A 24,863-nucleotide genomic window follows, 5' to 3' on the forward strand; every position below is an offset into this window, starting at 1 on the left:
GTGGGCCGCGCCTGGCGGCGCGGCCCCTTGGTCTTATTGAGCGCCGGCTTCGAAGGCAGCCAGGACTTCAGCGGTCTTTTCGGCAGGCTGCGGGATGAGGCCAGCGGCTTCCAGCGCGCCACCTGCACCCGACATCTGCTCGGACAGGAAGAACTGGACGTATTCTTCGATGCCCGGGATCACGCCGATATGCTGGCCCTTGACGTAGAAGAACAGCGGACGGGACACCGGGTATTCGCCTGCGGCAACCGACTCGGGCGAGGGAACGACGCCGTTGATGGTCGCGACCTTAAGGGTGTCGGTGTTCTGTTCGTAGAACGACAGGCCGAAGACGCCCACAGTGTCGGGATTGGACGACAGGCGAGCCAGGGTTTCGGTGTAGTCGCCCGAGATTTCGATGACGACGTCCTGACGGAAGGTGGTCAGGGCAGCGTCCTTTTCCTCGTCGCTCAGGCCTTCGGGGAGGCCGGCTTCTTCGGCGCCGGCGTCGACAACTTCGAGCTGGAACACTTCACGGGTGCCGTGGTTGGTGCCCGGGATGGCCAGCGAGATGGCCTGGTCTGGGAGCGACGGGTCGATTTCGGACCACTTGGTGTAGGGGTTGTCCACCAGCGCGCCGTCCACCGGGACCTTGGCGGCGATGGCCTTGTAAACCTGGAGCGGGGTCAGGGCGAAGTCCGGACCCGAAGCGGACGAAGCGAACACGATGCCGTCATAGCCGAACTGGATTTCACGGATGTCGGTGACGCCTGCGGCGGTGCAGGCTTCGAGCTCGCTGTCCTTGATCTTGCGCGATGCATTGGCGATGTCGATGGTGTTGTCGCCGACGCCTTCACAGAACTGCTTGAGGCCACCGCCGGTACCGCCCGAGCCGACGACCGGAGTCTTGAACTCGGGGAAAGCGGCGCCGAATTCTTCGGCCACGATCGAGGCGAAGGGCAGAACGGTCGACGAGCCCGCGACCTGGATGGTGTCGCGCGATTGGGCGAAAGCGGGGGCGCCGAACGCGACGAGCGCGAGCACGGCAGCACTGGCGAAAAGTGCAGACTTCATGGGATTTCCCTTCGGAATTCAGTTCAAACCTGGCTGGCCGATCCGGCAGTTCATTCCCCGGCGCCGCCCTTTGACGTGGGGACCATATGTGGGCTCGGCGACAGTTTTATTGCGGTCGCGTGACGCGTTTATGACGATCCAACGCTCTGATTTCAAAGTGAAATTTACGTAGTACCACGCGACAGCGGACGCTTTGTCGAATGAATCGTGATAGGCAGCGGCATCTTGTTTGAGGCGGTGTTGGTGTCGATCACCACCCTGGAAGGCACGCTTAGCGCAGCAGCGGGCGCACTTCCGCCTGCACCTTGCGCATCAGGGGCAGGAAATTGGCGATCATGTGCGAGGTCGAGGCTCTGGCCGACTGCGCGCCGATATTGAGCGCCGCCACCGTGTGCCCCTGGGCATTGAACAGCGGCACGGCGATGGAGCAGAGGCCCAGTTCAAGCTCCTCGTCGATCACCGCAAAGCCCTGTGCCGCCACCACCGCGAGTTCGGTGGTGATCGAGGGCAGATCGGCCTTGGTCTTGGCCGTATAGGCAATCAGTTCGGAGCGGTTGAGCACTTCCCGGGCCGCCGGCGGGGGTAGGGCGGCCAGCAGGATGCGACCCATCGACGTGCAATAGGCCGGCAGGCGCGCGCCAGCGCCCAGGTTGATCGACATCACTCGGCGATAAGAGGCACGGGCGATATAGAGGATCTCGGTATTGTCGAGAACGGCGGCCGAAGAGCTTTCGTTGATCTGACCTGACAACTCCTCGAGAAACGGCTGGATCAGGCGCGGCAGCGGCGTCGCCGCCAGGTAGGAGTGGCCCAGGTTGAGAACGCGCGGCGTCAGGCGGAAGAACTTTCCGTCATAGCTGGCATAGCCCAGGTGGACCAAAGTCAGCAGGCACCGCCGCGCAGTGGCACGCTCCAGACCGGTGCGATTGGCAACATCGGTGATTGACTGGCTGGCATGCTCTTCGTCGAAGCATTCGATGACCGAGAGGCCCTTGACCAGGCCATTGATGATATCGCCTTCGCGCATCGGTGCTCCTTGCTCTCGTGGTCCGTCGTGATAACACGGGCGTTTGGCGAACAAACAGCGATATACGCACGGTCAGACCCGACCGGGCCGCTGATAGCGATCTGGTCGCAGGTTAGCCCACTTCCCTCTTGCCAGCGGGCGATACCCTGCTAAGACGCGAGCGGGGGCCTATAGCTCAATGGTTAGAGCCGACCGCTCATAACGGTCTGGTTCCAGGTTCGAGTCCTGGTGGGCCCACCAATCCTTCTCCAGTTGTTGCCTCGCGCGGATAACCCGAGTCAGCGGGGCTTCAGTGATCCGCGAAGGATGGCTGGCATTTCGATCAAGGCTTCGCCTGCCGGGTGCGGTCCGAGCAGCATCTCGACGGCGCGGCGACCCATGGCTTCGTGGGGCAGGCCGATGGTCGTCAGGCCGGGCCGGAGGTATGAGGCCAGTTCGTCATTGTCGAACGACACCAGCGAGACATCGCGCGGAATGACTAGGCCGACCTCGCTCAGGGCCTGGTAGGCGCCGAAGGCGAGGCGATCGTTGAGGCAGAGGATTGCCTGAGGCTTGCCATGTCCGAGCATGGCCTGGACCAGGTCGTAGCCGGGTGCCGGCTCCCAGTTCCAGGTGCTCAGTTCAAGATCAAAGGCCAGGCCCTGGGCACGCATCTCGTCGCGAATGCCGGAAAGCCGGCGAGAGATGGATTCGGAACGGAAGAGGCCGCGCTCCTCTTCGGCATTGTGGCCGAGCAGGACGATGTCGCTGCGTACGCCCGTACCGGCCAGCAGGCGGACTGCGGCGCGGCCGCCTTCATACTCGTCAGGCAATACCGAGGCAGGGAAGCGGGCGCTGGTGCCGTTGAGCATTACGACGGGCACATTGACGGCAAGGTCCGGCACGAAGACCTCGCGCGCACGCATGGCGGCGAAGATCAACCCATCGACCTGGCGATCGAGGGCCGCCTCCACCGCTTCGATTTCCCGTGCGGGTTCGCCGCCTGTTTCGAGCACCAGCATGACATGCTTGGCCTGCTCGGCTGCCGCCAGAGCGCCGCGGATGAGGCCGCTGGCGAAACGGGTCGTCGCGACATAGTCCGAAATGAAGGCGATGGTGCGCGACTTGTCGGTCCGCAGGGCACGCGCGGCAGCATTGGGCCGATAGCCAAGGCTGGCGGCGGCGGCATGCACCTTGGCATGGGCATCGGCGGATAGACGCGTGTCGGGGCGCCCCGTCAGGATCATGGACGCGGCGGCGGTGGAAAGGCCGGCCAGGCGGGCGACATCTGCCAGTGTAACGCGCTTCTTCTGCAAGCGTTGTCGCCCCTGTCCCATCGGCCATCTGGATAGCCACGTGGCTTCCGCTTGACAACCACTTCCAACCACGGTCATTGCTAAATGGTTTTAGCAGGGGATTCAGATGGCTTTCAACCTACCCGATCATTGGGTCTGGGATTTCTGGCTGGCCGATGACGGTGCGCGCCATCATCTGTTTTACTTGCATGCGCCCAAGTCGCTGGGTGACCCCAATCTGCGGCATCGCAATGCGCGCATCGGACATGCCAGTTCAACCGATCTGCGGGAATGGACCGACCACGGCCAGGTGTTCGATGCGGGTGCGGCAGGCAGTTTCGACGGCAGCGCCACCTGGACGGGCAGCGTCGTACGCGGTGCCGACGGGCTGTGGCGCATGTTCTATACCGGCTCCCGGTTCCTGGCGCCCGACAGCAACGCCAATATCGAGACGGTCGGACTTGCGACTTCCCAGGACCTGTTCGAATGGACCAAGCAGGCGGGTCCAGTCTGTGTCGCCGACCCGCGCTGGTACGAGACGCTGGGCACATCGAGCTGGCCGGAAGAAGCCTGGCGCGACCCTTGGGTTTTCTGGCGGGAGGCAGACCAGAGCTGGCACATGCTGCTCACTGCACGCGGCAAGGAGGGCACGGAGCCCGATCGCGGTGTCATGGCGCACGCTACCTCACCCGATCTCGCATCGTGGACCGTGCAGCCGCCACTGAGTGAAGCGGGCAGCGGGTTCGCCCATCTCGAAGTCTTCCAGGTCGTCGCGATTGATGGACAGAACCATCTGGTCTTCTGCTGCGATGCGGCAAAGCTGGCCGGAGCGCGGTCGGGCCAGGCTGGCGGCATCTGGAGCCTGCCGGTGCGCGACATGCCGGGCCGTGTCGATTTCAGGCAGGCGCGGCTGCTGGTCGACGAGCGGCTCTATGCGGGGCGCGTCGCCGTCGACAGGCAGGGCGTCCCCTGGCTGCTCGCCTTCAATAATGTGGGGGCTGGCGAAAACTTCGTCGGTGGCGTCTGTGATCCGATCCGCCTTGTCACCGATGACGATGGCTACCTGGCCGTGGAGGCCACGCCATGACAGCTGCCATATCAGGAACTGTCGCCCCAGGCTTCGAGCTTGTAGCCGAGGCGTTTGCCGCGGCATTCGCCGGCCGGCCCGCCATGGGCGCCGGCCTGCATGTGATGCTTGAGGGCGAGAGCGTCATCAACCTCTGGGGCGGGGTTGCCGATGCGCGCACCGGGCGACAGTGGCAGGAACAAACGCCCTCGGTGATTTTCTCCTGCACCAAGGGCCTCGTCTCGATCCTGGCGGCGCGGCTGGTCCAGGAGAGGCGGCTCGACTACCAGACGCCAGTTTGCCACTACTGGCCCGAATTCGCCGCTGCCGGGAAGGACGGGGTGACAGTCGGGCATGCCCTGGCGCATCAGGCCGGGCTATCGGCACCGCGGGCGGACCTGGTCGAGGACGACATCGTCGATTGGGACCGCGTCGTCGCCATGCTTGCTGGCCAGGAGCCGCTATGGCCACTGGGCAGCGGCTATGCCTATCATGCCCTGACGCACGGCTGGCTCGCTGGCGAAATCATCCGCCGGGTCGCGGGCCAATCGGTCGGCAGCTATTTCCGTGATCTTGTCGCCCACCCGTTGGGCGTGGCGGCCTATATCGGCTTGCCGGAAGTGCGGCAGGATGACGTTGCCCATCTGCAGGTCAGCGAACCGCTCTCCGCGCTGTGGGCCGAGGAGGCTGCGCGGCCCGGCCCCAACTGGCCCTATAAGGCCATGACGCTGGGTGCGGCGCTGCCGGCCGATCTCGTCTCCGAAGATGGTGGTTTCAACAAGCCACGCATCCGGGCCGCCGAGATCCCTGGCGCGGGCGGCATTGCCACGGCACAGGCGCTGGCGACCATCTGGTCTGCCACGGTGGTGCCGACGCACGGCATCCGGCTCATCGATGATACCACTATCGCGACTGCGACACGTCCACAGAGCCAAGGCGCTCCCGTGTTCGGCGGCGAGCCGCCATTCTCGCGCTGGGGTTACGGCTTCCAGCTTGATTCCGAGGCCCGGCGATACCTGGCCGATGGGAATTTCGGACATGATGGGGCAGGCGGGCAGGTGGGCTTCGCCGACCCGCAGCGCCGCATCGGGTTCGGTTTTGTCACCAACTGGATGATGGGGCCGGAAGATCAGCGCGCGACGCAGATCATCGACGCGCTGCGGTCACTGATGTAGCGCCCGCGAGCGCGTCGAAGGGGTTATTGACATCCTCAGGCGCGCATGTGCTAAATCCTTTTAGCAAGCGGAAACATCCGCAGCAGATTTGACCTGGAGGAGGTTGTCTTGAGAGCCCATTCTCGCCATGCATTTCGCATCGCCCTAGCCCTGTCCGCGGCGGCCACGGCCGGCACTGCGCTGGCCGCGCCCAGCTGCGGCACCGATCCGGTGGTGCTGAACTCCTATTTCGAGACCGGCTTCCCGCTGCCGACAAAGCTTGCCGAAGAGTTCACCCGGCAATTCCCCAATGTCACCTTCGACATCAAGGAAGACCAGTTTGCCAACATGATGGAGAACTCGCCGCGTATCCTGTCGGAAGGGAATGGGCCTGATCTCATCCGCCTGCCATCGCTGACCGACCTCGTCGCCAATGACCTGCTGCTCAACCTGGACAATTACTTCACCGAATTCGGCTGGGACAAGTTCCCGGCTGGCCAACTTGTGCAGCTGCGTGTCGAACCCGGCGGGCGTCCGCGCGGCACCGGCTCACTCTATGCGCTGGGGCTCAACTATTCGATGACCGGCGTGTTCTACAACAAGGCTCTGGGCGAGCAGCTGGGCATGACCGAGCCGCCGCAGTCCCTCGCCGAGCTCGATGCGCTGCTGGCCAAGGCGAAGGAAGCCGGGATCCAGCCGATCATGCAGTGGAACAAGGGCACTGCCGGACTCGCCTTCCCGCTGCAAAACCTGATGGGCGCCTATGGCCCGCCCGAGCCGATCAACGACTGGATTTTCCAGAAGGACGGCGCCACCATCAACACGCCGGAAAACCTTGAAGCTGCCGAACATCTGGATGGCTGGATCAAGGCGGGCTACTTCCCATCCGATGCCAATGCCATCGACTATGCCCAGATGATGAGCCGCTTCATCGGTGGCGAGGGCCTGTTCATGTTCAATGGCGACTGGGAGTCGGGCAATCTGGACACCAATGCCGCCGGCAAGTTCGGCTTCTTCATCATGCCGAGCGAGGAAGCCGGTGGACGCCATGCGACCATGTCGGCTCCACTGACCTTCGGCATCGCCGCCAATGCTGCCCATGCCGACTGCGCCGCCTTCTTCCTCGACTGGGTTGCGACCAACGAGGAAGCCCGCAAGATCAACGTTGCGGTGGGTGGTTCCAACCCCGGCGGCCCGACCGATCTGCCCATGCCAGCCGTGACGCCCGGCTCGGTCACCGAAGCTTCGCTCGCGGCGGGTGCGACGCTGGCCCAGGACAATGGCGCGATGGACTTCATTGCCAATGCGACAGGAGCCATCTTCGCCGCGGGATGGACGCCCGAACTGCAGAAGATGATCGGTGGCCAGCAGACGGCTGCAGGTCTTCTCGAAGCCGTGCAGAAGGAATACGAGACCCAGCTGGCGCGATAGCCTTCTATCCCCGGGGCGGAATGAACCATGACTGAAATCTCTTCATCCGCCCCCCGCGTCTCCGACACGACCAGGCGGCTCCCCCTGTTACAGGGGAGCCGCCTCACGGCCTGGCTGTTCATCGCCCCCGCAGCGCTGGCCTATTCGGCCTTCGTGCTCGTCCCGCTGGGGATGAGCCTCTACTATTCCTTCCTGCGCTGGGATGGCATCGGCAAGGCCCGGTTTCATGGCCTCACCAACTACATCACCGTGCTGACCGATGCCGATCTGCTGCAGATCATCGGCAATGCCTTTCAGCTCGTGCTCTACTTCACCGTGATTCCCGTGGGACTGGGCCTCGCCGTCGCCTCCGTCATCCGCGGCCAGATGGCTGGGCGGTTCGGCACGGCGACCCGTACGATCCTGTTCCTGCCCCAGGTGATCCCGCTCGTCGCGGCCGGCATAGCCTGGAGCTGGATGTTCGCGTCCACCGGCCTGGTAAACCAGACCCTCAAGGCGATCGGCCTGTCGAGCTGGACGCGCGGCTGGCTGGGCGACTTCGTCTGGGCACTCCCGGCGGTTGGCATCATCGGCGCCTGGGTGTTGCTGGGCCTCTGCACCATGCTGCTGGTGACCGGCATCACCAAGATCGACCCCACGCTTTACGAAGCCGCGCGCCTCGATGGCGCAAACCCATGGCAGGAATTCCGCCATGTCACCCTGCCAGGCCTCCGCCAAGAGATCGGCGTTTGCATCACGGTCACGGTCATCGCGGCGCTGGCCAGCTTCGATATCGTCTATATCTCCACGCAGGGCGGACCGGGCATCACCACCACCGTGCCGGGGCTCGAAATCTATCGCCTCGCCTTTGCGCATCGGCAGGTGGGGCTCGCCTCGGCGCTGGCGATCGTCCTGATGGTGCTGGTGTTGATCACGATCGCCCCGGTGCAGTGGTTCACGCGAGACAAGAAATGACGACCACGGCACCCAATACGGTGGTCGCCCGCGGCCTCATCGTGCTGTTGATGCTAATGACGCTGTTGCCATTCCTCAGCATGCTTTCGGCGGCGCTGGCGCCGCAGGGCAGCTATCCCAATGGCCTGCAATGGCCGTCCGATCCACAATGGGGCAACTTCGCCAAGGCGTTTGAAGTGGCCAGGATGGATCAACTGCTGCTGTCCAGTACATTGATCGTGCTGGGTGTCGTGCCGGTGGCGGTGCTCATCGCCACCATGGCCGGCTATGGGCTCGCCAAGCTCACGACCCAGAAATACAAGTGGCTCTACCTCGTCTTCGTTTTCGGCCTGACGCTGCCTTTCGAAGCGGTCATCACACCCCTCTACTACGAAGTGCGGGCCCTGGGCCTACTCAACACCCGCTTCGCCATCATCCTGCCGCTGATCGGGCTCTACATGCCCTTCGGCGTCTATTGGATGCGGGCCCATTTCCTCAACGTGCCACAAGACCTCAGCGAAGCGGCGCAGCTGGACGGGGCGAGCCGGTGGCAGGAATTCCTGTTCGTTCAGGTGCCGCTGGCGCGGCCGGCCATCATGTCGCTGACCATCCTTCTGTTCCTGTGGACCTGGAACCAGTTCCTGCTGCCGGTGGTGCTGGTGCAGGACCCGATGCAGCGCACCATGGCCGGTGCGCTGGGAGCCTTCCAGGGGCAGTGGGGAACGGATATCCCACTGCTCTGTGCGGGTTCGTTGCTGATCCTGACGCCGACTGTCGTGCTCTTTCTTGCCTTCCAGCGCCAGTTCGTCGCTGCCCTCATGCAGGGTGCGGTCAAAGGGTAGCCCTTCCCGCCAGACCTCGCGGTCTTGCTTGTCTGTTCCGCACGTGCTTTCTCGCGCCGGCCAACAAACATTGGAGCCGTCAGTGGCTTGGGAAGCTCTCGCGCAATGGGGTGAGGACGCGGTTCGGATCGAGCCGCTGTCCGGCGGCGTCGCCAATGATGTGTGGCGCCTGCGGGTCGGCGGCCGGATCGCCGTCGGACGTCTGGGCACCCGGAGCGATGCCGATCTTGCCTGGGAAACCGGGCTTATGCAGCATCTGGACCGTGCCGGCATGGCCGTACCCGTGCCGATACCGACGCTGGATGGCCGGCTCTTCGCCGATGGCTTGGTGGTGATGACCTATGTCAAGGGCACCGCGCCCCAGACGGAGGCGGATTGGCGACGGGTCGCCGAGACGCTGCGCCAGTTGCACCGCCTGACCGCCGGCTGGCCCCAACGGCCGGGCTGGCAATCCTCGATCGACTTGCTGCAGGCCAGAACCGGCACGCGCATCAACCTGGATGCCATGCCCGAGGAGGCGGTTGCCCGATGCCGGGCCGCTTGGTCCCGCCTCGTCGGGCGGACGGTGTCAGTCGTTCACGGCGACCCCAATCCGCGTAATATTCGCGTCACCGACGAGCGGGTCGGTCTGATCGATTGGGACGAGTCCCATGTCGATGTTTCCGATCTCGACCTCAATCTGCCGCACAATGCTGCCGGCTACGATCCCATCACTCAGGACGTGGTTTCGCAGGCCTCCGCCGCATGGGAAGCTGCCGTATGCTGGAACGACGATCACTCCATCCAGCAACTCGCCTTGGTGAGGCCGGTCGAGGACAAAATCACCTAGAGCCGGCAACAAAATACTGGCGAAATTTGGAACGTGTATTCCGCGTTGACAGTTCACGGAACCTGTGTTTCACCATGCCAGACTAGTTGTCTGCCGCCACTTTCGGAGAATTGCTATGACTGTTCGCTTCGGCCTGCTCGGCGCCGGCCGCATCGGCAAGGTGCATGCCAAGGCCATCACGTCGAGCCCCAAGGCCAAGCTGGTAGCGGTGGCCGACGCCGTCGAGAAGGCAGCCAGCGATCTGGCCGGCCAATATGGCTGTGACATCCGCACGATCGAGCAGATCCTCGCATCGGACGATATAGACGCCGTCGTCATCTGCACGCCGACCGATACGCATGCCGACCTGATCGAGCAGTTTTCGCGCGCCGGCAAGGCGATCTTCTGCGAGAAGCCTGTTGATCTCGACGTCGAGCGCGTCAAGGCTTGCCTCAAGGTGGTGGATGCCGAAGACGCGACGCTGATGGTGGGCTTCAACCGGCGCTTCGACCCGCATTTCATGGCCGTGCGAGACGTGATCGCCAGGGGCGAGATCGGCACGGTGGAGATGGTGACAATCGTTTCGCGCGACCCCGGCGCGCCGCCGGTGGATTACATCAAGCGCTCGGGCGGCATTTTCCGCGACATGACCATCCACGACTTCGACATGGCCCGGTTCCTGCTCGGTGAAGAGATCGACACCGTCACGGCCCAGGCCTCGGTGCTGGTCGACAAGGCAATCGGGGAGGCAGGGGACTTCGACAGCGTTTCGGTGATGCTGTCGACGGCATCTGGCAAGCATGCGACGATCTCGAACTCGCGCCGCGCCACCTATGGCTATGACCAGCGCATCGAGGTGCACGGCTCCAAGGGCGCCGTGGCGGCCGAGAACCAGCGCCCGGTCTCGATCGAAGTCGCCAATGCCGCCGGCTATACGCGTCCGCCGCTGCATGACTTCTTCATGACCCGCTATACCGAGGCTTATGCGCGCGAAATCAGCAGCTTCATCGACGCTGTTGAATCGAAATCTCCGGCATCCCCGAGCGGCCTGGACGGGCTGATTGCGCTGGCCATGGCCGACGCGGCGCTGAAATCGGTGAAGGAAGGCCGGGCGGTGAAGCTGAGCGAAGTCACCGGCGCGCTGGCGGATAAAAGCGTGTTCCAGGGGCGCTGAGCCCGTTCAACTCACCGGCCGTCACCCTCGGGCTTGACCCGAGGGCTCTTCACTTACTGGCGCTTCCACAAAAGCGGTGTCACCCCGGCGAAGGCCGGGTCCATCCCGAGATGGCCGAACCTGCCATGGACGCGGGATGACCTCAGGATGGATCCCGGCTCAAGGCCGGGATGACATCGTGGTTGGGGATGTCGACGGTGAAAACTACTTCAGCAGCCACTCATGCTCGGGCGCATTGTGGAACTTCCACACCCGCTTCGGCCCAGCCATGACGTTGAGATAATAGAGGTCATACCCTGCCGTCGTCGCCACCGGGTGATAGCCCTTGGGCACCAGCGTCACGTCGCCGTCCTCCACCGCCATCGCCTCGTCGAGGCTCCGGTCATCGGTATAGACGCGCTGGAAGGCGAAGCCCTGCGGCGGGTTCATGCGGTGATAATAGGTCTCTTCGAGAAAGCTCTCGTGCGGCAGGTTGTCCTGGTCGTGCCTGTGCGGCGGATAGGACGAGGTGTTGCCCTGAGGCGTGATGACCTCGACCACGAGCAGCGAATGGGCCGCGCCATCGTCCTCGGGCATGATGTTGTAGACGTGGCGGACATTGGTGCCCCTGCCGCGGCTGATGCGCGGATGGGTGCCGGGAGGAATGACCTTGGCGGGGTAATTGCCGCCGCCGGGGGCAGCGCAGACGGCCAGCTCGAGCGCGGTTGTGGCATCCACTACCCATTCACTGCCTGCAGGCACATAGACGGCCCAAGGCGCGCCCTCGAACGGGCTCATGCGCTCGCCGAGTTCGCCGAAATCGACGCCGTCGACGGCGATGCGGGCCTTGCCGCTGACCAGCACCAGGCACAGCTCCTGGCTGCCCGAATTGCCGCCAGTGACGGTGCCCGCCTCGAGCTTGTGCAGCGCGAAGCCGACATAGGTCCAGCCGGCCGAGGCCGGGGTTATCTCATGGACGAGGCCCGTCTTCGCCTGCGGGCGGCGGAGTAGGGGGGATTTGCTCATCGGGCGTTTCCTTGGGGAAGGCATAGAAGAAATTGTAGAGCGAATAGGCCAGCGCTGCGCCGACCAGCACGCCCCAGAAGGGCTCACGGTTCCACAGCCATTCCCAGGCGCACCACACAGCGAGGAAGCCCGTGACGGCGACGCGCCGCCACAGGGGTCGAAACCAATTGAGGTCACTGCTCTTGAGGGCCAAACCGCTATCCTCCGAATTGTCGTTCCGAGGCTTCTACGGGAAAGCCTAGCGGTTGGGAAAGCCCTGCGTTTCGACGGTGTAGCCGGCAGCGGTCATGACGCGCATGAGCTCGGCGTGGCCGACCTGGGCCATGCGCAGCGGCGGATTGGGCTTGGGGTCCTGCTCGGCCTCGACGACGAACCAGCCCTCATAGCCGTAATCGGCGAATTTCTGCACGATGGCGCCGAAATCGAGCGAGCCGTCGCCGGGGACGGTGAAGGCGCCCAGCGCCACGGCATCGAGGAAGCTCTGCCTGGTCCGATCGAGCTTGTTGATGACGTCCATGCGCACATCCTTGACGTGGACATGGTTGATGCGGGCGTGGTGGTTGTCGATGGCGCGCAGCACATTGCCGCCGGCAAAGGCCAGGTGGCCGGCATCGAGCAGCAGTGGAATACCTTCGCCGGAGTTCGCCATGAAGGCATCCAGTTCGGCCTCGGTCTCGACCACCGCGGCCATATGGTGGTGGTAGCTCAGCGGCATGCCCTGCTCGGCGCACCATTCGCCGAACTGGGTGACCTTGCGGGCATAGGCCTTCATCTCTTCGCCGGAGAGTTTCGGCTTATGCGCCAGCGGGATATCCCGTTTGCCCTGGATGGAGCGGCCGACTTCGCCATAGACGATGCATGGTGCGTTGACAGCCTTGAACAGCTCGATCATCGGCTGGATGCGGGCCTGGTTGGTGGCGAGGTCCTCGTCGACCAGCGTGCCGGAGAACCAGCCGCCGCACAGCGTCACATCGGCGGCCTTGAGAATGGGCAGCATGACATCGGGATCGTCTGGAAAGCGGCGGCCCTTTTCCATGCCGGTGAAACCAGCGGAACGCGACTGGCGCAGGCACTCTTCGAGGGACACGTCGTCGCTGAGTTCCACGAGGTCATCGTTCCACCATGCGATGGGGGACATGCCGAGTTTGGCTTTCAATTGGGTACTCCAGGTCTTTGCCCCGAGGGCCAGTTTATTTCGCGATGTCATCCCGGCAAAGGCCGGGATCCAAGTCCGTATCTAGGTCACTGCGGCGGCGTGTGCGGCCAAGTCCGGACATGGAAGCCGGCCTTCGGCGGAATGACCCGTGGTTGGGGCGACTTACCCCGCCCGCTGTGCCTTCAAGGCCTTTACATAGGCCTCGCGGGCGGCGTTGACTTGCGGGCGATCCGAAACCTCCGGCACCGCGACATCCCACCAATGGCCACCAGCATCGGTGGCAATGAGGGGGTCGGTGTCGATGACGATCACCGTCGTGCGGTCGGCGCTTTCGGTTTCGTGCAAAGCGGTTTCGAGCTCTGCGATCGAACTCACCTTGCGCGCAACGGCGCCCATCGAGGCGGCGTGGGCGGCAAAATCGATTCCCGGAAGAGTGACATGGTGGGTGTCCTTCAACAGGTTGTTGAAGTTGGCGCCGCCGGTGGCCATTTGCAGCCGGTTGATGCAGCCGAAGCCGGAATTGTCAAGCAGCACGATGGTGAGCTTGGCGCCCAGCATGATCGAACTGACGATTTCCGAATTCATCATCATGTAGCTGCCGTCGCCGACCATGACGACGACATCGTCATCGGGGCGTGCCAGCTTGACGCCAAGGCCGCCAGCGATCTCGTAACCCATGGTCGAGAAGCCGTATTCCATGTGGTAGCTGCCGGGGCCGCCGGCCTTCCACAGCTTGTGCAACTCGCCCGGCAGGCCGCCCGAGGCGCAGACCAGCGTGGCATTTTCCCGCGCGCGCTGCACGGCGCCGATCACTTGAGCATCAGACGGCAATTCGGCATTGGTTGAGGCGGTCACCTTGTCAGCCGCGACGAGCCACTCGTCCTTGTCCGCCTTCGCCTTCTCCGTCCAGGCGGGGTCGGCCTGCCATCCGGTAAGCGCCTGGTTGAGGGCATCGAGGCCCACCTTGGCGTCGGCGACCAGGGGCAGGGCCTGATGCTTGTGCGCATCGAACGGCTGTGTATTAAGGCCGATGATTTTGAGGTCGTCGTTCTTGAACAGCGCCCAGGAGCCCGTGGTGAAATCCTGCAGGCGGCTGCCAACGGCGAGGACCACGTCGGCTTCCTCGGCCAGCACGTTGGACGCCGACGACCCGGTGACGCCGACCGAGCCCATATTGAGCGGATGGTCATGCGGCAGGCTGGATTTGCCGGCCTGGGTCTCCATGACCGGGATGCCATAGCGCTCGGCGAAGTTACGCAGGGCGCTGGTGGCCTGCGAATAGAGCACGCCGCCGCCCGCGATGATGACGGGCTTGCTGGCCTGCAGCAGAGCCGCGGCAGCCGTGGCGAATTCGTCGCCATCGGGCATGACGCGGCGGAAGTTCCAGACCTTCTCGGCAAAGAAGCTCTCCGGATAATCGTAGGCTTCGGCCTGTACGTCCTGGCAGAGGCTGAGGGTGACCGGACCGCATTCGGCGGGGTCGGTCAGCACGGCCATGGCGCGGCGCAAGGCCGGGATGATCTGCTCGGGACGGGTGATGCGGTCGAAATAACGGCTGACGGGCTTGAAGGCATCGTTGACCGTGGTGGTGCCGTCGCCAAAATCCTCGGCCTGTTGCAGCACTGGGTCGGGGAGGCGGTTGGCAAACACGTCGCCGGGCAGGAACAACACCGGCAAGCGGTTCACATGGGCCAGGCCCGCCGCAGTGACCATGTTGAGTGCGCCCGGGCCAATGGAGGTGGTGCAGGCCATGAAGCGGCGGCGGAAACTGGCCTTGGCATAGGCGATGGCGGCATGGGCCATGCCCTGCTCATTCTGGCCGCGATAGGTCGGCAGCGTGTCGCGCACGCCGTAGAGCGCCTCGCCGACACCGGCGACATTGCCATGGCCGAAAATGGCGAAGACGCCGCCAAAGATCGGCACGATCTCGCCGTCGATTTCAGTCTTCTGCATGGTCAGGAACCGGGCCACGGCCTGGGCCATGGTGAGGCGGATGGTGGATTGGCTCATGGCGTCGTTTCCTCAAAGTCGTTGAGCCATCGGCTCCATCTTTCCCCTCCCCCTTGTGGGAGGGAAGCGAGATAGGACTTAGCGAGAGCCAAGTCCGTTGCAACTGCAGTAGTCTAAGCCGCCTGGCTCTTGCCAAGCCGTTCCCAGATTTCTACCAGGGCGCCGAACCGACGCGCCATGTCGTCGATGGCCGCATCGTCGCTGATCGTGCCGGCCAGCCATCTCTTGGCGGCATCGGCGAAAATGGTGCGACCCACGGCAAAGCCCTTGACCGTGCGCGCGGTGCGCGCGGCGGCAAAGCCGGCCTCAAGCACGTCCTGCGGCGCTTCGAGGCCGAGCAGGACCACGCCGCGGCAATAGGGGTCGTTGGTTTCGATGACCCGGTCCACGGCAGCCCAGGCGGCTGGACTGGCCTGGGGTTCGAGCTTCCACCAGTCGGGCTTGATGCCCGCGTCATAGAGTTCGGTCAGGGCGCGACTGATGGTGTTGTCATCGAGCGTGCCGTGCTTGCCGGCGATGATCTCGACCAGCAGGTCCCGGCCCACCTTGCGGGCCGCCTCATAGGCCGAGCGCAGCTTGTCGATCTGCACGCGTTTGAGGTCGGCAGCATCGTCCGGATGATAGAAGCACAGCACCTTGATGCAGTGGTCGACCGGCCAGTCGATCAGCCGCGAGCCCAGGTCCTGGCTGAACTCGAATTGCAGCGGGCGCGAGCCGGGCAGCTCGATCGGCTTGCCGATCCAGAAATCCTTGAGCGCGCCGGCGGCAAACAACGCGTCGCGGCCATATTTGTCATCGAGCAGCATGCCGAAGCCGGGCCGGCCATTGGCCACGCGCGCGGCGGCCGTGACGGCAAGCGCCTTGAAGGCCGGGATGCGCGCCAGCAGCTTTTCGTCGCCATTGGCCAGGTCTTCGAGCTGGCTGCGGTGATCGATGGCCAAAGCGGTGAGGCTGGGGATTTCGCGGCGACGATTGGTGGCCCAATGAATGTGGTTGAGCTCGGCATCCTTGCGCAAGGCGCGCTCCCTGCTGCCATGGGCCAGGAAATGGCTCAATTCTTCCCAGCTCGGATATTCCGGGGCGCAGAGCAGGCGCGAGACGGCGAAGGCGCCGCAGGCATTGGCCCAGGTGGCACTGGTGGCGTGGGGTTCGCCGCGCAGCCAGCCGCGTAGCCAGCCGCTCATGAAGGCGTCGCCGGCGCCGAGCACGTTATAGACCTCGATGGGGAAGCCCTTGCCGACAATACCATGTTCAAGGTCATCCGGAATGGCCCCATCGTAGACGATGCAGCCCATGGGGCCGCGCTTCAGGACGATCGTGGCGGAGGACAGGCTGCGGATCGTCCTGAGCGCGGAGAGCAGGTCGGCCTGGCCGGAGGCGATCAGCACCTCCTCTTCCGTGCCGACGATGAGATCGCAATCGGGCAGGATGGACTTGTATTTCTCCGAAACGACATCGGAGGCGACGTAGCGCGAAAAGCCCGCCTCGTGGCCGGCCAGGCCCCACAGATTGGGGCGGTAGTCGATGTCGAAGGCGACGCGCGCTCCATGGGCCTTGGCCAAACGTATGGCCTTCTTTTGCGCGGCTTCGCTGTTGGGGCGCGAGAAATGGGTGCCGGTGACGACGATGGCCCGGGCGCTGGCGATCTGGGCTTCGTCGATGTTGCTTTCGTCGAGCGCCATGTCGGCGCAGTCGGTGCGATAGAAGATCATGGGCGAAACGCCCTCGGCCTCCACCGACAGCAGCACCAGCGCGGTCAGCCGGTTGGGATCGGTGGCGACGCCCGAGGTGTCGACGCCTTCGCGGTCGAGCTGCTCGCGGATGAACCGGCCCATCTGCTCGTGGCCGACGCGGGTGATCAGCGCCGACTTGAGCCCCAGCCGGGCCGTCCCGACGGCGATATTGGCAGGGCAGCCGCCAACCGATTTGGCAAAGCTGCCGATATCTTCGAGGCGCGTGCCGATCTGCTGGCCATAAAGGTCGACCGACGCACGGCCGATCGTCACGACGTCGAGGGTTTTCGTCCCGTCATCGGGGTGCGCGTTACTCACGGCAATTCTCCGAGCCGGCTCTTGGCCGATATGCAAATACCCGGTCAGCGTCCGGTTGCGCAGCGAAACATTAGTTCCGGCAATTCGTCAACCTGGAATGTACGTTCCACTGATGGAATTTGCTTGTTTGACTGACGGGCGTACATCATTCGCCGAGCAGTGCGACAGTCGGTGGGGTCAGCCGCGGCGGCGCTTTTCGGCGATGGAAACCGTCAGCGCCATGGCAAAGGCCATGCTGGCCGACAGCGAGCGGAAGCCGGCATGGTCGGCCTCGACCACTTCGAACCATTCCGCCGAGCATTCCGCGAGCGGCGAGAAAGCCGAATCGGTCAGCGACACGACCGGGATGCCGCGCGCCGCCATCTGGCGCGCCTGGGCGGCGCTTTCGGAGGCATAGGGCGAAAAGCTGACCGCAAAGGCCGCATCCCGGGTGCTGGCCATGGCCAGCATGTCGTCGTCTATGCCGGCCGATGTGCCGACCAGCTGGCACCGTACTTTGAGCTTGCCGAAGGCATAGGCCATGTAGCTGCTGATGGGGTAGGAGCGGCGCTTGGCGATGAGGTAGATGGTTTCCGCCCCGGCCAGCAAGGTTACGGCACGCTCGAAGGCCTCGGGCTCCACCGCCGCTGCCACTGCATCGATGGAGCGATGCGCGGCGGCAATGAAGCCGTTGAAGATGGTCGTGCTCTCGGCCAGTGCGGTGCCGTCCTGTTCCAGGATGCGCAGGCGCTCCTCGTAGGAGGATGTGCGTTCGCGCAGGCGGGCACGAAACAGAAGCTGCAGGCCCGAGAAGCCATCGAAGCCGAAATGCTGCGCGAAGCGCACCAGCGTCGAGGGCTGCACGTCAGCCGACAGCGCTATGCTTGCGGCCGTGCCGAAGGCGATTTCGTCCGGGTGGTCGAGCGCATAAATCGCCACCTGGGTCAGCCGCTTGGGTAGGTCACCCTTGCGCTCCAGAATGGTCGCGCGAAGGCTGTCGAAGTCGTGCGGGGGCTGCGGCTTGGCTGACGAGTCGGACATGGGCATATTCTCGCTATCGGCGCACATAATCTCCAATATCGAGCGGCAATCAAGTCACGCTAGAAAGCCTATTCCGGAAATGGAACGCTTGAATTACTCATTTCGCCAGCAGTGGAGGGTGGAATGAAAACGACCATCGGCGTTGGCCTCATCGGCACCGGCTACATGGGCAAATGCCATGCCTTGGCCTGGAACGGAGTCAAGGCGGTATTCGGCGACGGACCGCGACCGGTATTGGTGCACCTGGCCGAGGTCAATGCCGCGCTTGCCCGTGAGAAGGCGGACGAGTTCGGTTTCGAACGGTCGACGGGCGACTGGCGGGCGCTGGTTGCCGACCCGGATGTCGAGGTGGTCTCGGTCACCACCCCCAATGCCTTCCATGCCGAGATGGCCGTCGCGGCGCTCGAGGCCGGCAAGCATGTGTGGTGCGAAAAGCCGATGGCCGTGGCGCTCTCCGACGCCGAGCGCATGGCGGCAGCGGCCCGCGCGTCTGGCAGGGTGGCCGTTCTTGGCTACAATTACATTCAGAACCCGCTGGTGCGGCAGATCGGGGCCATCCTTGCAGACGGCACCATTGGTGCGGTGAACCATGTCCGCCTCGAGATGGACGAGGACTTCATGGCCGATCCGGACGCGCTGTTCTACTGGAAGAGCGAGGCCAGCTCCGGCTATGGCGCGCTGGACGATTTCGGGGTGCATCCGCTGAGCCTGTTGCACGTGCTGTTCGGTGGCGTGACCAAGGTCTTTGCGCATCTGAGCAAGCCCTATGCCGACCGGCCAACCAGGGACGGGGCGCGGCGGGCAGTGGAGACGTTCGACATTGCCAGCGTGCTGTTCGAAATGGCTGGCGGCATCAGCGGCATGATGGCGCTCGATCGGTCCGCCTGGGGCCGCAAGGGCCGCATCGCGTTGCAGATCTTCGGCAGCAAGGGTAGCATTGTGTTCGACCAGGAGCGGTTCAACGAGCTGCAGCTTTATGTGACCTCGGACAGGCCGACCGAGCAGGGCTTCCGCACCATCCTGGCGGCGCCGCAGCACGCGCCCTATGACCGGTTCATTCCTGCGCCGGGGCACGGGCTCGGCTTCAACGATCTCAAGATCATCGAATGCCACGAACTGCTGCGGGCGATTGCCGGCGCGCCGGCCCGGGTCATCGACTTCGATGCGGGCCTGCGGATCGAGCGGACCGTGCATGCCATGGCACAGAGCCATCGCGAACAGCGCTGGGTTGACGTGGCGCACGCGTAGATGTGGCGCGCAACTAGAAGATGGCGTGATCGCGCCGCACGATGTCGGTGAGGAATTCGGCGACGGTGCTGACGCGGCGGATGCTGCGCAGGTCTTCGTGCACCACGGTCCAGTAGCTGCGGGTCAGCGTGTGCTGCGGCAGGATGGGGACGAGACCGGCGTCTGACCGGGCCATGAAGGCGTGGAGGATGCCGATGCCGGTGCCGGAGCGCACGGCCTCGGTTTGGCCCATGGCGGAGGATACCGCGACGCTCGAGCGCCAGCCCTTGAGGAACTCGGCAGTGTAGTCGAGCGTGGCGGTATAGAGCAGGTCTTCGACATAGCCGACGAGGCGGTGGTCGGCGAGGTCGTCGAGCGTCTGCGGCGTGCCGTGGGCGGCGAGATAGGAACGTGCCGCGTAGAGGCCTAGGCAGTAATCGGTGAGCTTGCGCGCGACGAGCCGGCCTTCGCGCGGACGTTCCAGGGTGACGGCGATATCGGCCTCGCGACGCGACAGGGAGAAGGCGCGGGGGACCGGGACCAGTTCGATGCGCAGGCCCTTGTGGCGCTCGGTGAGCTCGCCCAGGCGCGGGGCGAGGAAGGCGACGCCGAAGCCGTCAGGGGCGCCGACGCGCACGGTGCCTTCGATGAGGCTATCGGCGCCAGCGGCCTCTCGGGCAGCCAGCATGGCGCTTTCCATACGCTCGGCATGGACAAGAAAGCGCTCGCCATCGCCGGACAGGTCCGAACCGTTGGTCTTGCGGGTGAAGAGCTTGCTGCCCAGCGCCGCTTCAAGCGCGGTCAGGCGCCGGGCCACGGTGGCGTGGTTGAGGCCCAGCGTCTTGGCGGCGCCGAGTATCTGGCCGCTGCGGGCGACGGCGAGGAAGATGCGAACGTCATCCCAGTTCATGGTGGCCCTCCAAACCAGTTATTCCCCCGCGTCATTCCCGCGAAGGCGGGAATCCACTCTTGGACACCGCGCCGGCAGAGTGGATTCCCGCCTTCGCGGGAATGACGCGGTGATGAACGTTAGTCAATTTTCGCACAACGGATGCAAAATCTATGGTGTTGCGATGCGTGGAGTGTAGCGCCAAGAATGCTCGCCAACAAGGGAGAGCCTCATGCGCACTATCGGCCATTTCATCGACGGCGTCGAAACTTCGGGCAACAGCGCCGAATTCCAGGACGTGTTCAATCCCGCGACCGGCGAGGTACAGGCCCGCGTGGCGCTGGCAACGAAGGCCGATCTCGATGCCGCCGTGGCGTCGGCTGCCGCGGCGCAGCCCAAATGGGCGGCGACCAATCCGCAGCGCCGGGCGCGTGTGTTCTTCAACTTCGTCGCGCTGATCAATCGCGACATGGACGCACTCGCCGAACTGCTGAGCGCCGAGCATGGCAAGACGGTCGACGACGCCAAGGGCGATATCCTGCGCGGTCTCGAGGTCGCCGAGTTCGTGGCCGGTGCGCCGCATCTGCTCAAGGGCGAGTTCACCGACGGGGCAGGGCCGGGGATCGACATGTATTCGCTGCGCCAGCCGGTTGGCATCGGCGCCGGCATCACCCCGTTCAACTTCCCGGCCATGATCCCGCTCTGGATGCTGTCGCCGGCCATCGCCGCCGGCAATGCCTTCATCCTCAAGCCATCCGAGCGCGACCCGTCCGTGCCGGTCAAGCTGGCGCAGCTGGCGATCGAAGCCGGGCTGCCCAAGGGCATCCTCAATGTCGTGCATGGCGGCAAGGCGGTGGTCGACGGTATCCTGCATCACGACCAGATCGGCGCGGTGAGCTTTGTCGGCTCCACTCCGATCGCCCGCTACGTCTATGCAACCGCCGCCTCCGAGGGTAAGCGCGTGCAGGCCTTTGGCGGTGCCAAGAACCACATGATCATCATGCCCGACGCGGACATGGAAAAGGCCGCCGATGCGCTGATGGGCGCCGGCTATGGTTCGGCCGGCGAACGCTGCATGGCGGTGTCGGTGGCTGTGCCCGTAGGCAACGAGACCGCCGACAGGATCGTCGCAGCGCTTAAGCCGCGCATCGAAAAGCTCAAGGTTGGCCCGGCCACCGACAAGTCGAGCGAAATGGGGCCGGTCATCACCAAGGCCTCCAAGGATCGGATCGCCTCGCTGGTCGAATCCGGTATCGCTCAGGGCGCGACGCTGGCGGTCGATGGCCGCGGCTTCTCGCTGCAGGGCTATGAAAATGGCTACTTTGTCGGGCCGACCCTGTTCGACAACGTCACAGCGGAAATGGATATCTACAAGGAAGAGATTTTCGGGCCGGTGCTGTCGGTGGTGCGAACCCGGACTTACGAGGAAGCGCTGAAGCTGACCATGGACAATCCCTATGGCAACGGTACCGCCATCTTCACCCGCGACGGCGATGCGGCGCGCGATTTCGCGGCGCGAGTCAATGTCGGCATGGTGGGCATCAACGTGCCGGTGCCGGTGCCGCTTGCCTATCATAGCTTCGGTGGCTGGAAGGCGAGCGCCTTCGGCGACCTCAACCAGCACGGTACGGATTCGATCAAGTTCTGGACCCGGACCAAGACGGTCACGGCGCGCTGGCCATCGGGCATCAAGGACGGTGCCGAATTCCAGATGCCGACGATGAAGTAAGAGACAAAGGTTGGGGCGCGCCTAGCGCCCCAATACCATGGCCAGCAATACGACCACCGCGCCCGCCAGCACCAGTGATAGCAATTGCCAAAAGAGCACCGGGTTGCGCACCAGCAGCGACCGGGGCGGCAGGGTGGCGAAATCCGGATTTGGATGGCGGAGATCGTAGGTGAATTCCGACAGCGCCTCGTAGCGCTGCGCTGGATCGGGATGGACGGCTCTTTCGAGCGCGCGGTCGACCCATTCCGGGATACCTCGGTCAGTGGACACCGGCTGATAGTGCAGGCGGGCCAGGTCGCCGCGATTGCGCAGCATGGCGGCGCTGGCGCCATAGGGTAGTTGTCCCGTCAGCATCTGATAGGCGATGACGCCGAGCGAGAACTGGTCGGAACGGTCGGTGCCGGCATCGCCGATGCGGTATTCGGGCGCCGCATATTGCAGGGTGCCGAGCAGGGCTTCGTCTTCCACCGGCTGCGCCTCGACGACGCCGGCCACCTTGGTGGAGCCGAAGTCGATGATCTTAACCGTCCCGGTCTTGTCGATCATGATGTTGTCGGGGCGCAGATCCTGATGCACCATTTCCTGGCGATGGAAGGCGTTGAGCCCGCGGGCGATCTGCTCGATCAGGTCGCGCACCGTGTTGAGATCTGGCCGCGGATTGTCGATCATCCACTGCGTCAGGGTCTGGCCATCGACATATTCGGTCACAAGATAGAGGTAGTGGCGCTTGCGATCCTGCTGATGGATGCGCAGGGCATGCGGCGTGTTGAGGCGCCGCGCGATCCACTCTTCCATCATGAAGCGGCGGAGGAATGCCGGATCGTCGCGCATGTCTGCTCCGGGCACCTTGATCACGGCGAGGCGTTCGTCGGTCTTGTCCTGGGCGAGGAAGACCTGGCTGCGCGCATTGGCGTGCAGCGGGCGGATGATGCGGTAGCCGTCGAAATCTGTTCCCGGCTCGATCGGGGTCGGCAAGGGCAGGTCGGCGGACTGGCCCAGGAAATCGGCAGCCTCGCCCCCGGGCAGGGCATCGATGCGGACAATCTGGATGGTGAGATTGTCGCTGCTGCCATTGTCCATAGCGCTGGCCACCACATGTCGGGCGGCGGCATCGAGATCGTCAGGGTGCGCCGCGATGGCTTCGGCGATAATCGCGCCATCGACATGTTCATGTACGCCATCGGTAGTGAGCACGAAGATATCGCCGACGCCAATGGGGACGCTGCGATAGTCGACCTCGACATTGCCGCCGATGCCCAGGGCGCGACCCAGATAGAAATGGTTGCCGCTGGCGGGGACGCGGTGGTCCACGGTTAGTTGCTCCAGCGAGCGGCCGGCCAGGCGATAGATGCGTGAATCGCCGATATGGAAGATGTGCGCGGCGCGCGATTTCAGCACCAGTATGCTGAGGGTGCACACATAACCGCTATCGACATCGTCGGCTTGGCGGGCGCGAGTCTGGGAATGCAGCCAGGCATTGGTGGCCGCGATGACACGGTGGGCGGCCGTTTTGACCGGCCAGGGATCGGGCGTGTCGTAGTAGTCGGTAAGGAAGCTCTTGATGGCCGTCTGGGCGGCGATGGAGCTGACTTCGCTCGAGGAAATGCCGTCGGCCAGGGCGATGGCGATGCCCTTGAGATCGAGCGCCGGCTGGGCCGGGATCAGCGCGCCATAGAAGTCCTGGTTAGCCGGCTTGCGGCCCTTGTCGGAATGCTGTCCGAGCGAGATGGCGAGGCTGGCGCTCATGGCTCTCCCGGATGGCGGCGGGCGCTCCGCTTTTGCGAAGCGCCCGGCAGTTGACTTATTCGGCCGGTGCGAACCGGGCGGCCGCGGCGCGCTGGGTAGCACGGCTGCTGTGGGTGGCATAGAGCGTCAGGCCGACGAAGGCGAGGCCGCCGACCATGTTGCCAATGACGGTGGGGATCTCGTTCCAGATCAGGTAATCCATGATCGAGAACTGGCCGCCGAGCATGATGCCCGAGGGGAACAGGTACATGTTCACGATGGAATGCTCGAAGCCCATGTAGAAGAACAGCATGATGGGCATCCACATGCCGATGACCTTGCCCGAGACCGAGGTGGACATCATGGCGGCGACGACGCCGGTCGACACCATCCAGTTGCAGAGCACGCCGCGGATGAACAGGGTGAGCATCCCGGCGGCGCCGTGGGCGGCATAGCCGACGGTGCGGCCCTCGCCGATATGGCCGATCTTTTCGCCGATGGCGTCGGGAGCCTGGCTGAACCCAAAGGTGAAGATGATCGCCATCATCACGGCGACCGTGAAGGCACCGGCGAAGTTGCCCGTGAAGACGAGCCCCCAGTTGCGCAGGACGCCGTTGAGCGTCACACCGGGCCGCTTGTCGATCAGCGCCAGCGGGACCAGGGTCATGACGCCGGTCAGCAGGTCAAAGCCCATCAGATAGAGCAGGCAGAAGCCCACCGGGAACAGGATGGCGCCGGCCAGGGGCTGGCCCGTATTGACGTTGATGGTGATGGCAAAGGCGGCAGCCAGCGCCAGGATGGCGCCGGCCATGTAGGCGCGGATCAGCGTGTCGCGCGTGGACATGAAGACCTTGGCCTCGCCGGCGTCGATCATCTTGGTCACGAATTCGGTTGGTATGACGTAGGCCATTGGTTCTCCCTGCCGCCAATGCGGCTCGGTTGGTGGTGGACTATTCGGCGGCGACCAGATCGGCCGTGAACGCCATGAAAATGCGGCCATCGACCAGGTCGATGGGATAGGTCCTGACCTGGCCCTCGTCGGCGCCAAGCGCCTGGCCGGTGGCAAGGTCGAAAACCCAGTTGTGCAGCGGGCAGGTGACGGAGGCGCCGTGGACGATGCCTTCGCTGAGCGGCCCGTGCCTGTGCGGGCAGCGGTTCTCGATGGCGAAGACCTGGTCTTCCTGCGTGCGGAACACCGCGATCTTGCCGGCTGGCGTGTTGACGCAGCGCGAGCCGCGGCGGGGAATGGCGTCGATGGTGCCGATCTCGATCCAGTCGCTCATTGATGC

At 64.3% G+C, this 24,863-nt stretch carries 22 protein-coding genes and 1 tRNA gene; 10 read left to right on the forward strand and 13 right to left on the reverse strand.

Annotated elements, in window-relative coordinates; translation table 11 throughout:
• Positions 1–33 precede the first annotated feature (33 nt).
• Together JI749_RS08070 and JI749_RS08075 are read right to left on the reverse strand one after the other, a co-directional pair.
• A complete protein-coding gene (locus JI749_RS08070) occupies positions 34–1,053 on the reverse strand; it encodes a substrate-binding domain-containing protein (protein ID WP_201662019.1) in 1,020 nt (339 codons plus the stop codon).
• Positions 1,054–1,324: 271 nt separating this feature from the next.
• Entirely contained in the window at positions 1,325–2,080 is a 756-nt protein-coding gene (locus JI749_RS08075) for an IclR family transcriptional regulator domain-containing protein (RefSeq protein WP_201662022.1), read from the reverse strand.
• A 164-nt stretch (positions 2,081–2,244) separates the two neighbouring features.
• Between JI749_RS08075 and JI749_RS08080 the strand changes: the two genes are divergently transcribed.
• Positions 2,245–2,320: transfer RNA gene (locus tag JI749_RS08080), tRNA-Ile, on the forward strand.
• Between the two features lie 38 nt (positions 2,321–2,358).
• On the opposite strand, the gene JI749_RS08085 is transcribed toward JI749_RS08080, so the two are convergent.
• Positions 2,359–3,375 (reverse strand): LacI family DNA-binding transcriptional regulator, encoded by a 1,017-nt coding sequence (locus JI749_RS08085; protein ID WP_201662024.1) that lies wholly within the window; start codon positions 3,373–3,375, stop codon positions 2,359–2,361.
• A gap of 106 nt (positions 3,376–3,481) precedes the next feature.
• On the opposite strand from JI749_RS08085, the gene JI749_RS08090 reads away from it, so the two are divergent.
• From JI749_RS08090 to iolG, 7 genes are all read left to right on the forward strand, one after another.
• Entirely contained in the window at positions 3,482–4,441 is a 960-nt protein-coding gene (locus JI749_RS08090) for a glycoside hydrolase family protein (protein WP_201662026.1), read from the forward strand.
• A complete protein-coding gene (locus JI749_RS08095; protein ID WP_201662028.1) occupies positions 4,438–5,595 on the forward strand; it encodes a serine hydrolase domain-containing protein in 1,158 nt (385 codons plus the stop codon). The genes JI749_RS08090 and JI749_RS08095 overlap by 4 nt, the downstream gene beginning before the upstream one ends.
• Positions 5,596–5,703: 108 nt before the next feature.
• Positions 5,704–7,005 carry an ABC transporter substrate-binding protein gene (locus JI749_RS08100; RefSeq protein WP_201662030.1) on the forward strand — a complete coding sequence of 434 codons (1,302 nt, stop codon included), beginning with the start codon at positions 5,704–5,706 and terminating at the stop codon, positions 7,003–7,005.
• 27 nt (positions 7,006–7,032) lie between these two features.
• Positions 7,033–7,959, forward strand: coding sequence for a carbohydrate ABC transporter permease (locus tag JI749_RS08105; RefSeq protein WP_201662032.1), 927 nt, complete (start codon positions 7,033–7,035; stop codon positions 7,957–7,959).
• A complete protein-coding gene (locus JI749_RS08110; RefSeq protein ID WP_201662034.1) occupies positions 7,956–8,780 on the forward strand; it encodes a carbohydrate ABC transporter permease in 825 nt (274 codons plus the stop codon). Before JI749_RS08105 ends, JI749_RS08110 begins: the two co-directional genes overlap by 4 nt.
• A gap of 82 nt (positions 8,781–8,862) precedes the next feature.
• Positions 8,863–9,609, forward strand: coding sequence for a phosphotransferase enzyme family protein (locus JI749_RS08115; RefSeq protein WP_201662037.1), 747 nt, complete (start codon positions 8,863–8,865; stop codon positions 9,607–9,609).
• 115 nt (positions 9,610–9,724) lie between these two features.
• On the forward strand, positions 9,725–10,762 hold the full coding sequence (iolG, locus tag JI749_RS08120; protein WP_201662040.1) for an inositol 2-dehydrogenase: 1,038 nt from the start codon (positions 9,725–9,727) through the stop codon (positions 10,760–10,762).
• A 204-nt stretch (positions 10,763–10,966) separates the two neighbouring features.
• Here iolG and iolB read toward each other — a convergent pair whose 3' ends face one another.
• The 6 genes from iolB to JI749_RS08150 all read right to left on the reverse strand — a co-directional run bounded on the left by iolB (position 10,967) and on the right by JI749_RS08150 (position 18,004).
• Positions 10,967–11,767, reverse strand: a complete 801-nt coding sequence (gene iolB / locus JI749_RS08125) for a 5-deoxy-glucuronate isomerase (RefSeq protein WP_201662043.1) — start codon at positions 11,765–11,767, stop codon at positions 10,967–10,969.
• Positions 11,712–11,960, reverse strand: coding sequence for a hypothetical protein (locus JI749_RS08130; RefSeq protein WP_201662046.1), 249 nt, complete (start codon positions 11,958–11,960; stop codon positions 11,712–11,714). Before JI749_RS08130 ends, iolB begins: the two co-directional genes overlap by 56 nt.
• Positions 11,961–12,005: 45 nt before the next feature.
• Entirely contained in the window at positions 12,006–12,923 is a 918-nt protein-coding gene (iolE, locus tag JI749_RS08135; RefSeq protein WP_201662049.1) for a myo-inosose-2 dehydratase, read from the reverse strand.
• Between the two features lie 162 nt (positions 12,924–13,085).
• Positions 13,086–14,933 (reverse strand): 3D-(3,5/4)-trihydroxycyclohexane-1,2-dione acylhydrolase (decyclizing), encoded by a 1,848-nt coding sequence (gene iolD, locus JI749_RS08140; protein ID WP_201662052.1) that lies wholly within the window; start codon positions 14,931–14,933, stop codon positions 13,086–13,088.
• A 113-nt stretch (positions 14,934–15,046) separates the two neighbouring features.
• The gene (locus JI749_RS08145) at positions 15,047–16,984 is read right to left on the reverse strand and encodes a bifunctional 5-dehydro-2-deoxygluconokinase/5-dehydro-2-deoxyphosphogluconate aldolase (protein ID WP_233280897.1); all 1,938 of its coding nucleotides are present in this window, start codon (positions 16,982–16,984) and stop codon (positions 15,047–15,049) included.
• Positions 16,985–17,161: 177 nt separating this feature from the next.
• Positions 17,162–18,004 (reverse strand): MurR/RpiR family transcriptional regulator, encoded by an 843-nt coding sequence (locus JI749_RS08150; protein WP_407644902.1) that lies wholly within the window; start codon positions 18,002–18,004, stop codon positions 17,162–17,164.
• A gap of 123 nt (positions 18,005–18,127) precedes the next feature.
• Between JI749_RS08150 and JI749_RS08155 the strand changes: the two genes are divergently transcribed.
• Positions 18,128–19,252 (forward strand): Gfo/Idh/MocA family protein, encoded by a 1,125-nt coding sequence (locus tag JI749_RS08155; protein WP_201662055.1) that lies wholly within the window; start codon positions 18,128–18,130, stop codon positions 19,250–19,252.
• 13 nt (positions 19,253–19,265) lie between these two features.
• Here JI749_RS08155 and JI749_RS08160 read toward each other — a convergent pair whose 3' ends face one another.
• A complete protein-coding gene (locus JI749_RS08160; protein ID WP_201662058.1) occupies positions 19,266–20,141 on the reverse strand; it encodes a LysR family transcriptional regulator in 876 nt (291 codons plus the stop codon).
• A gap of 211 nt (positions 20,142–20,352) precedes the next feature.
• Here JI749_RS08160 and JI749_RS08165 point away from each other — a divergent pair, with 211 nt between their 5' ends.
• On the forward strand, positions 20,353–21,849 hold the full coding sequence (locus JI749_RS08165; protein WP_201662061.1) for a CoA-acylating methylmalonate-semialdehyde dehydrogenase: 1,497 nt from the start codon (positions 20,353–20,355) through the stop codon (positions 21,847–21,849).
• A gap of 21 nt (positions 21,850–21,870) precedes the next feature.
• On the opposite strand, the gene JI749_RS08170 is transcribed toward JI749_RS08165, so the two are convergent.
• Genes JI749_RS08170 through nirD form a run of 3 tightly spaced genes read right to left on the reverse strand, consistent with a single transcriptional unit; the run spans position 21,871 to position 24,857 of the window.
• Entirely contained in the window at positions 21,871–23,595 is a 1,725-nt protein-coding gene (locus tag JI749_RS08170) for a bifunctional protein-serine/threonine kinase/phosphatase (RefSeq protein ID WP_201662064.1), read from the reverse strand.
• A 55-nt stretch (positions 23,596–23,650) separates the two neighbouring features.
• Entirely contained in the window at positions 23,651–24,484 is an 834-nt protein-coding gene (locus tag JI749_RS08175) for a formate/nitrite transporter family protein (protein WP_201662067.1), read from the reverse strand.
• 40 nt (positions 24,485–24,524) lie between these two features.
• Positions 24,525–24,857 carry a nitrite reductase small subunit NirD gene (nirD, locus tag JI749_RS08180; RefSeq protein WP_201662070.1) on the reverse strand — a complete coding sequence of 111 codons (333 nt, stop codon included), beginning with the start codon at positions 24,855–24,857 and terminating at the stop codon, positions 24,525–24,527.
• Positions 24,858–24,863: the final 6 nt, after the last annotated feature.

It is taken from the genome of Devosia oryziradicis, assembly GCF_016698645.1.
GTDB lineage: Bacteria > Pseudomonadota > Alphaproteobacteria > Rhizobiales > Devosiaceae > Devosia > Devosia oryziradicis.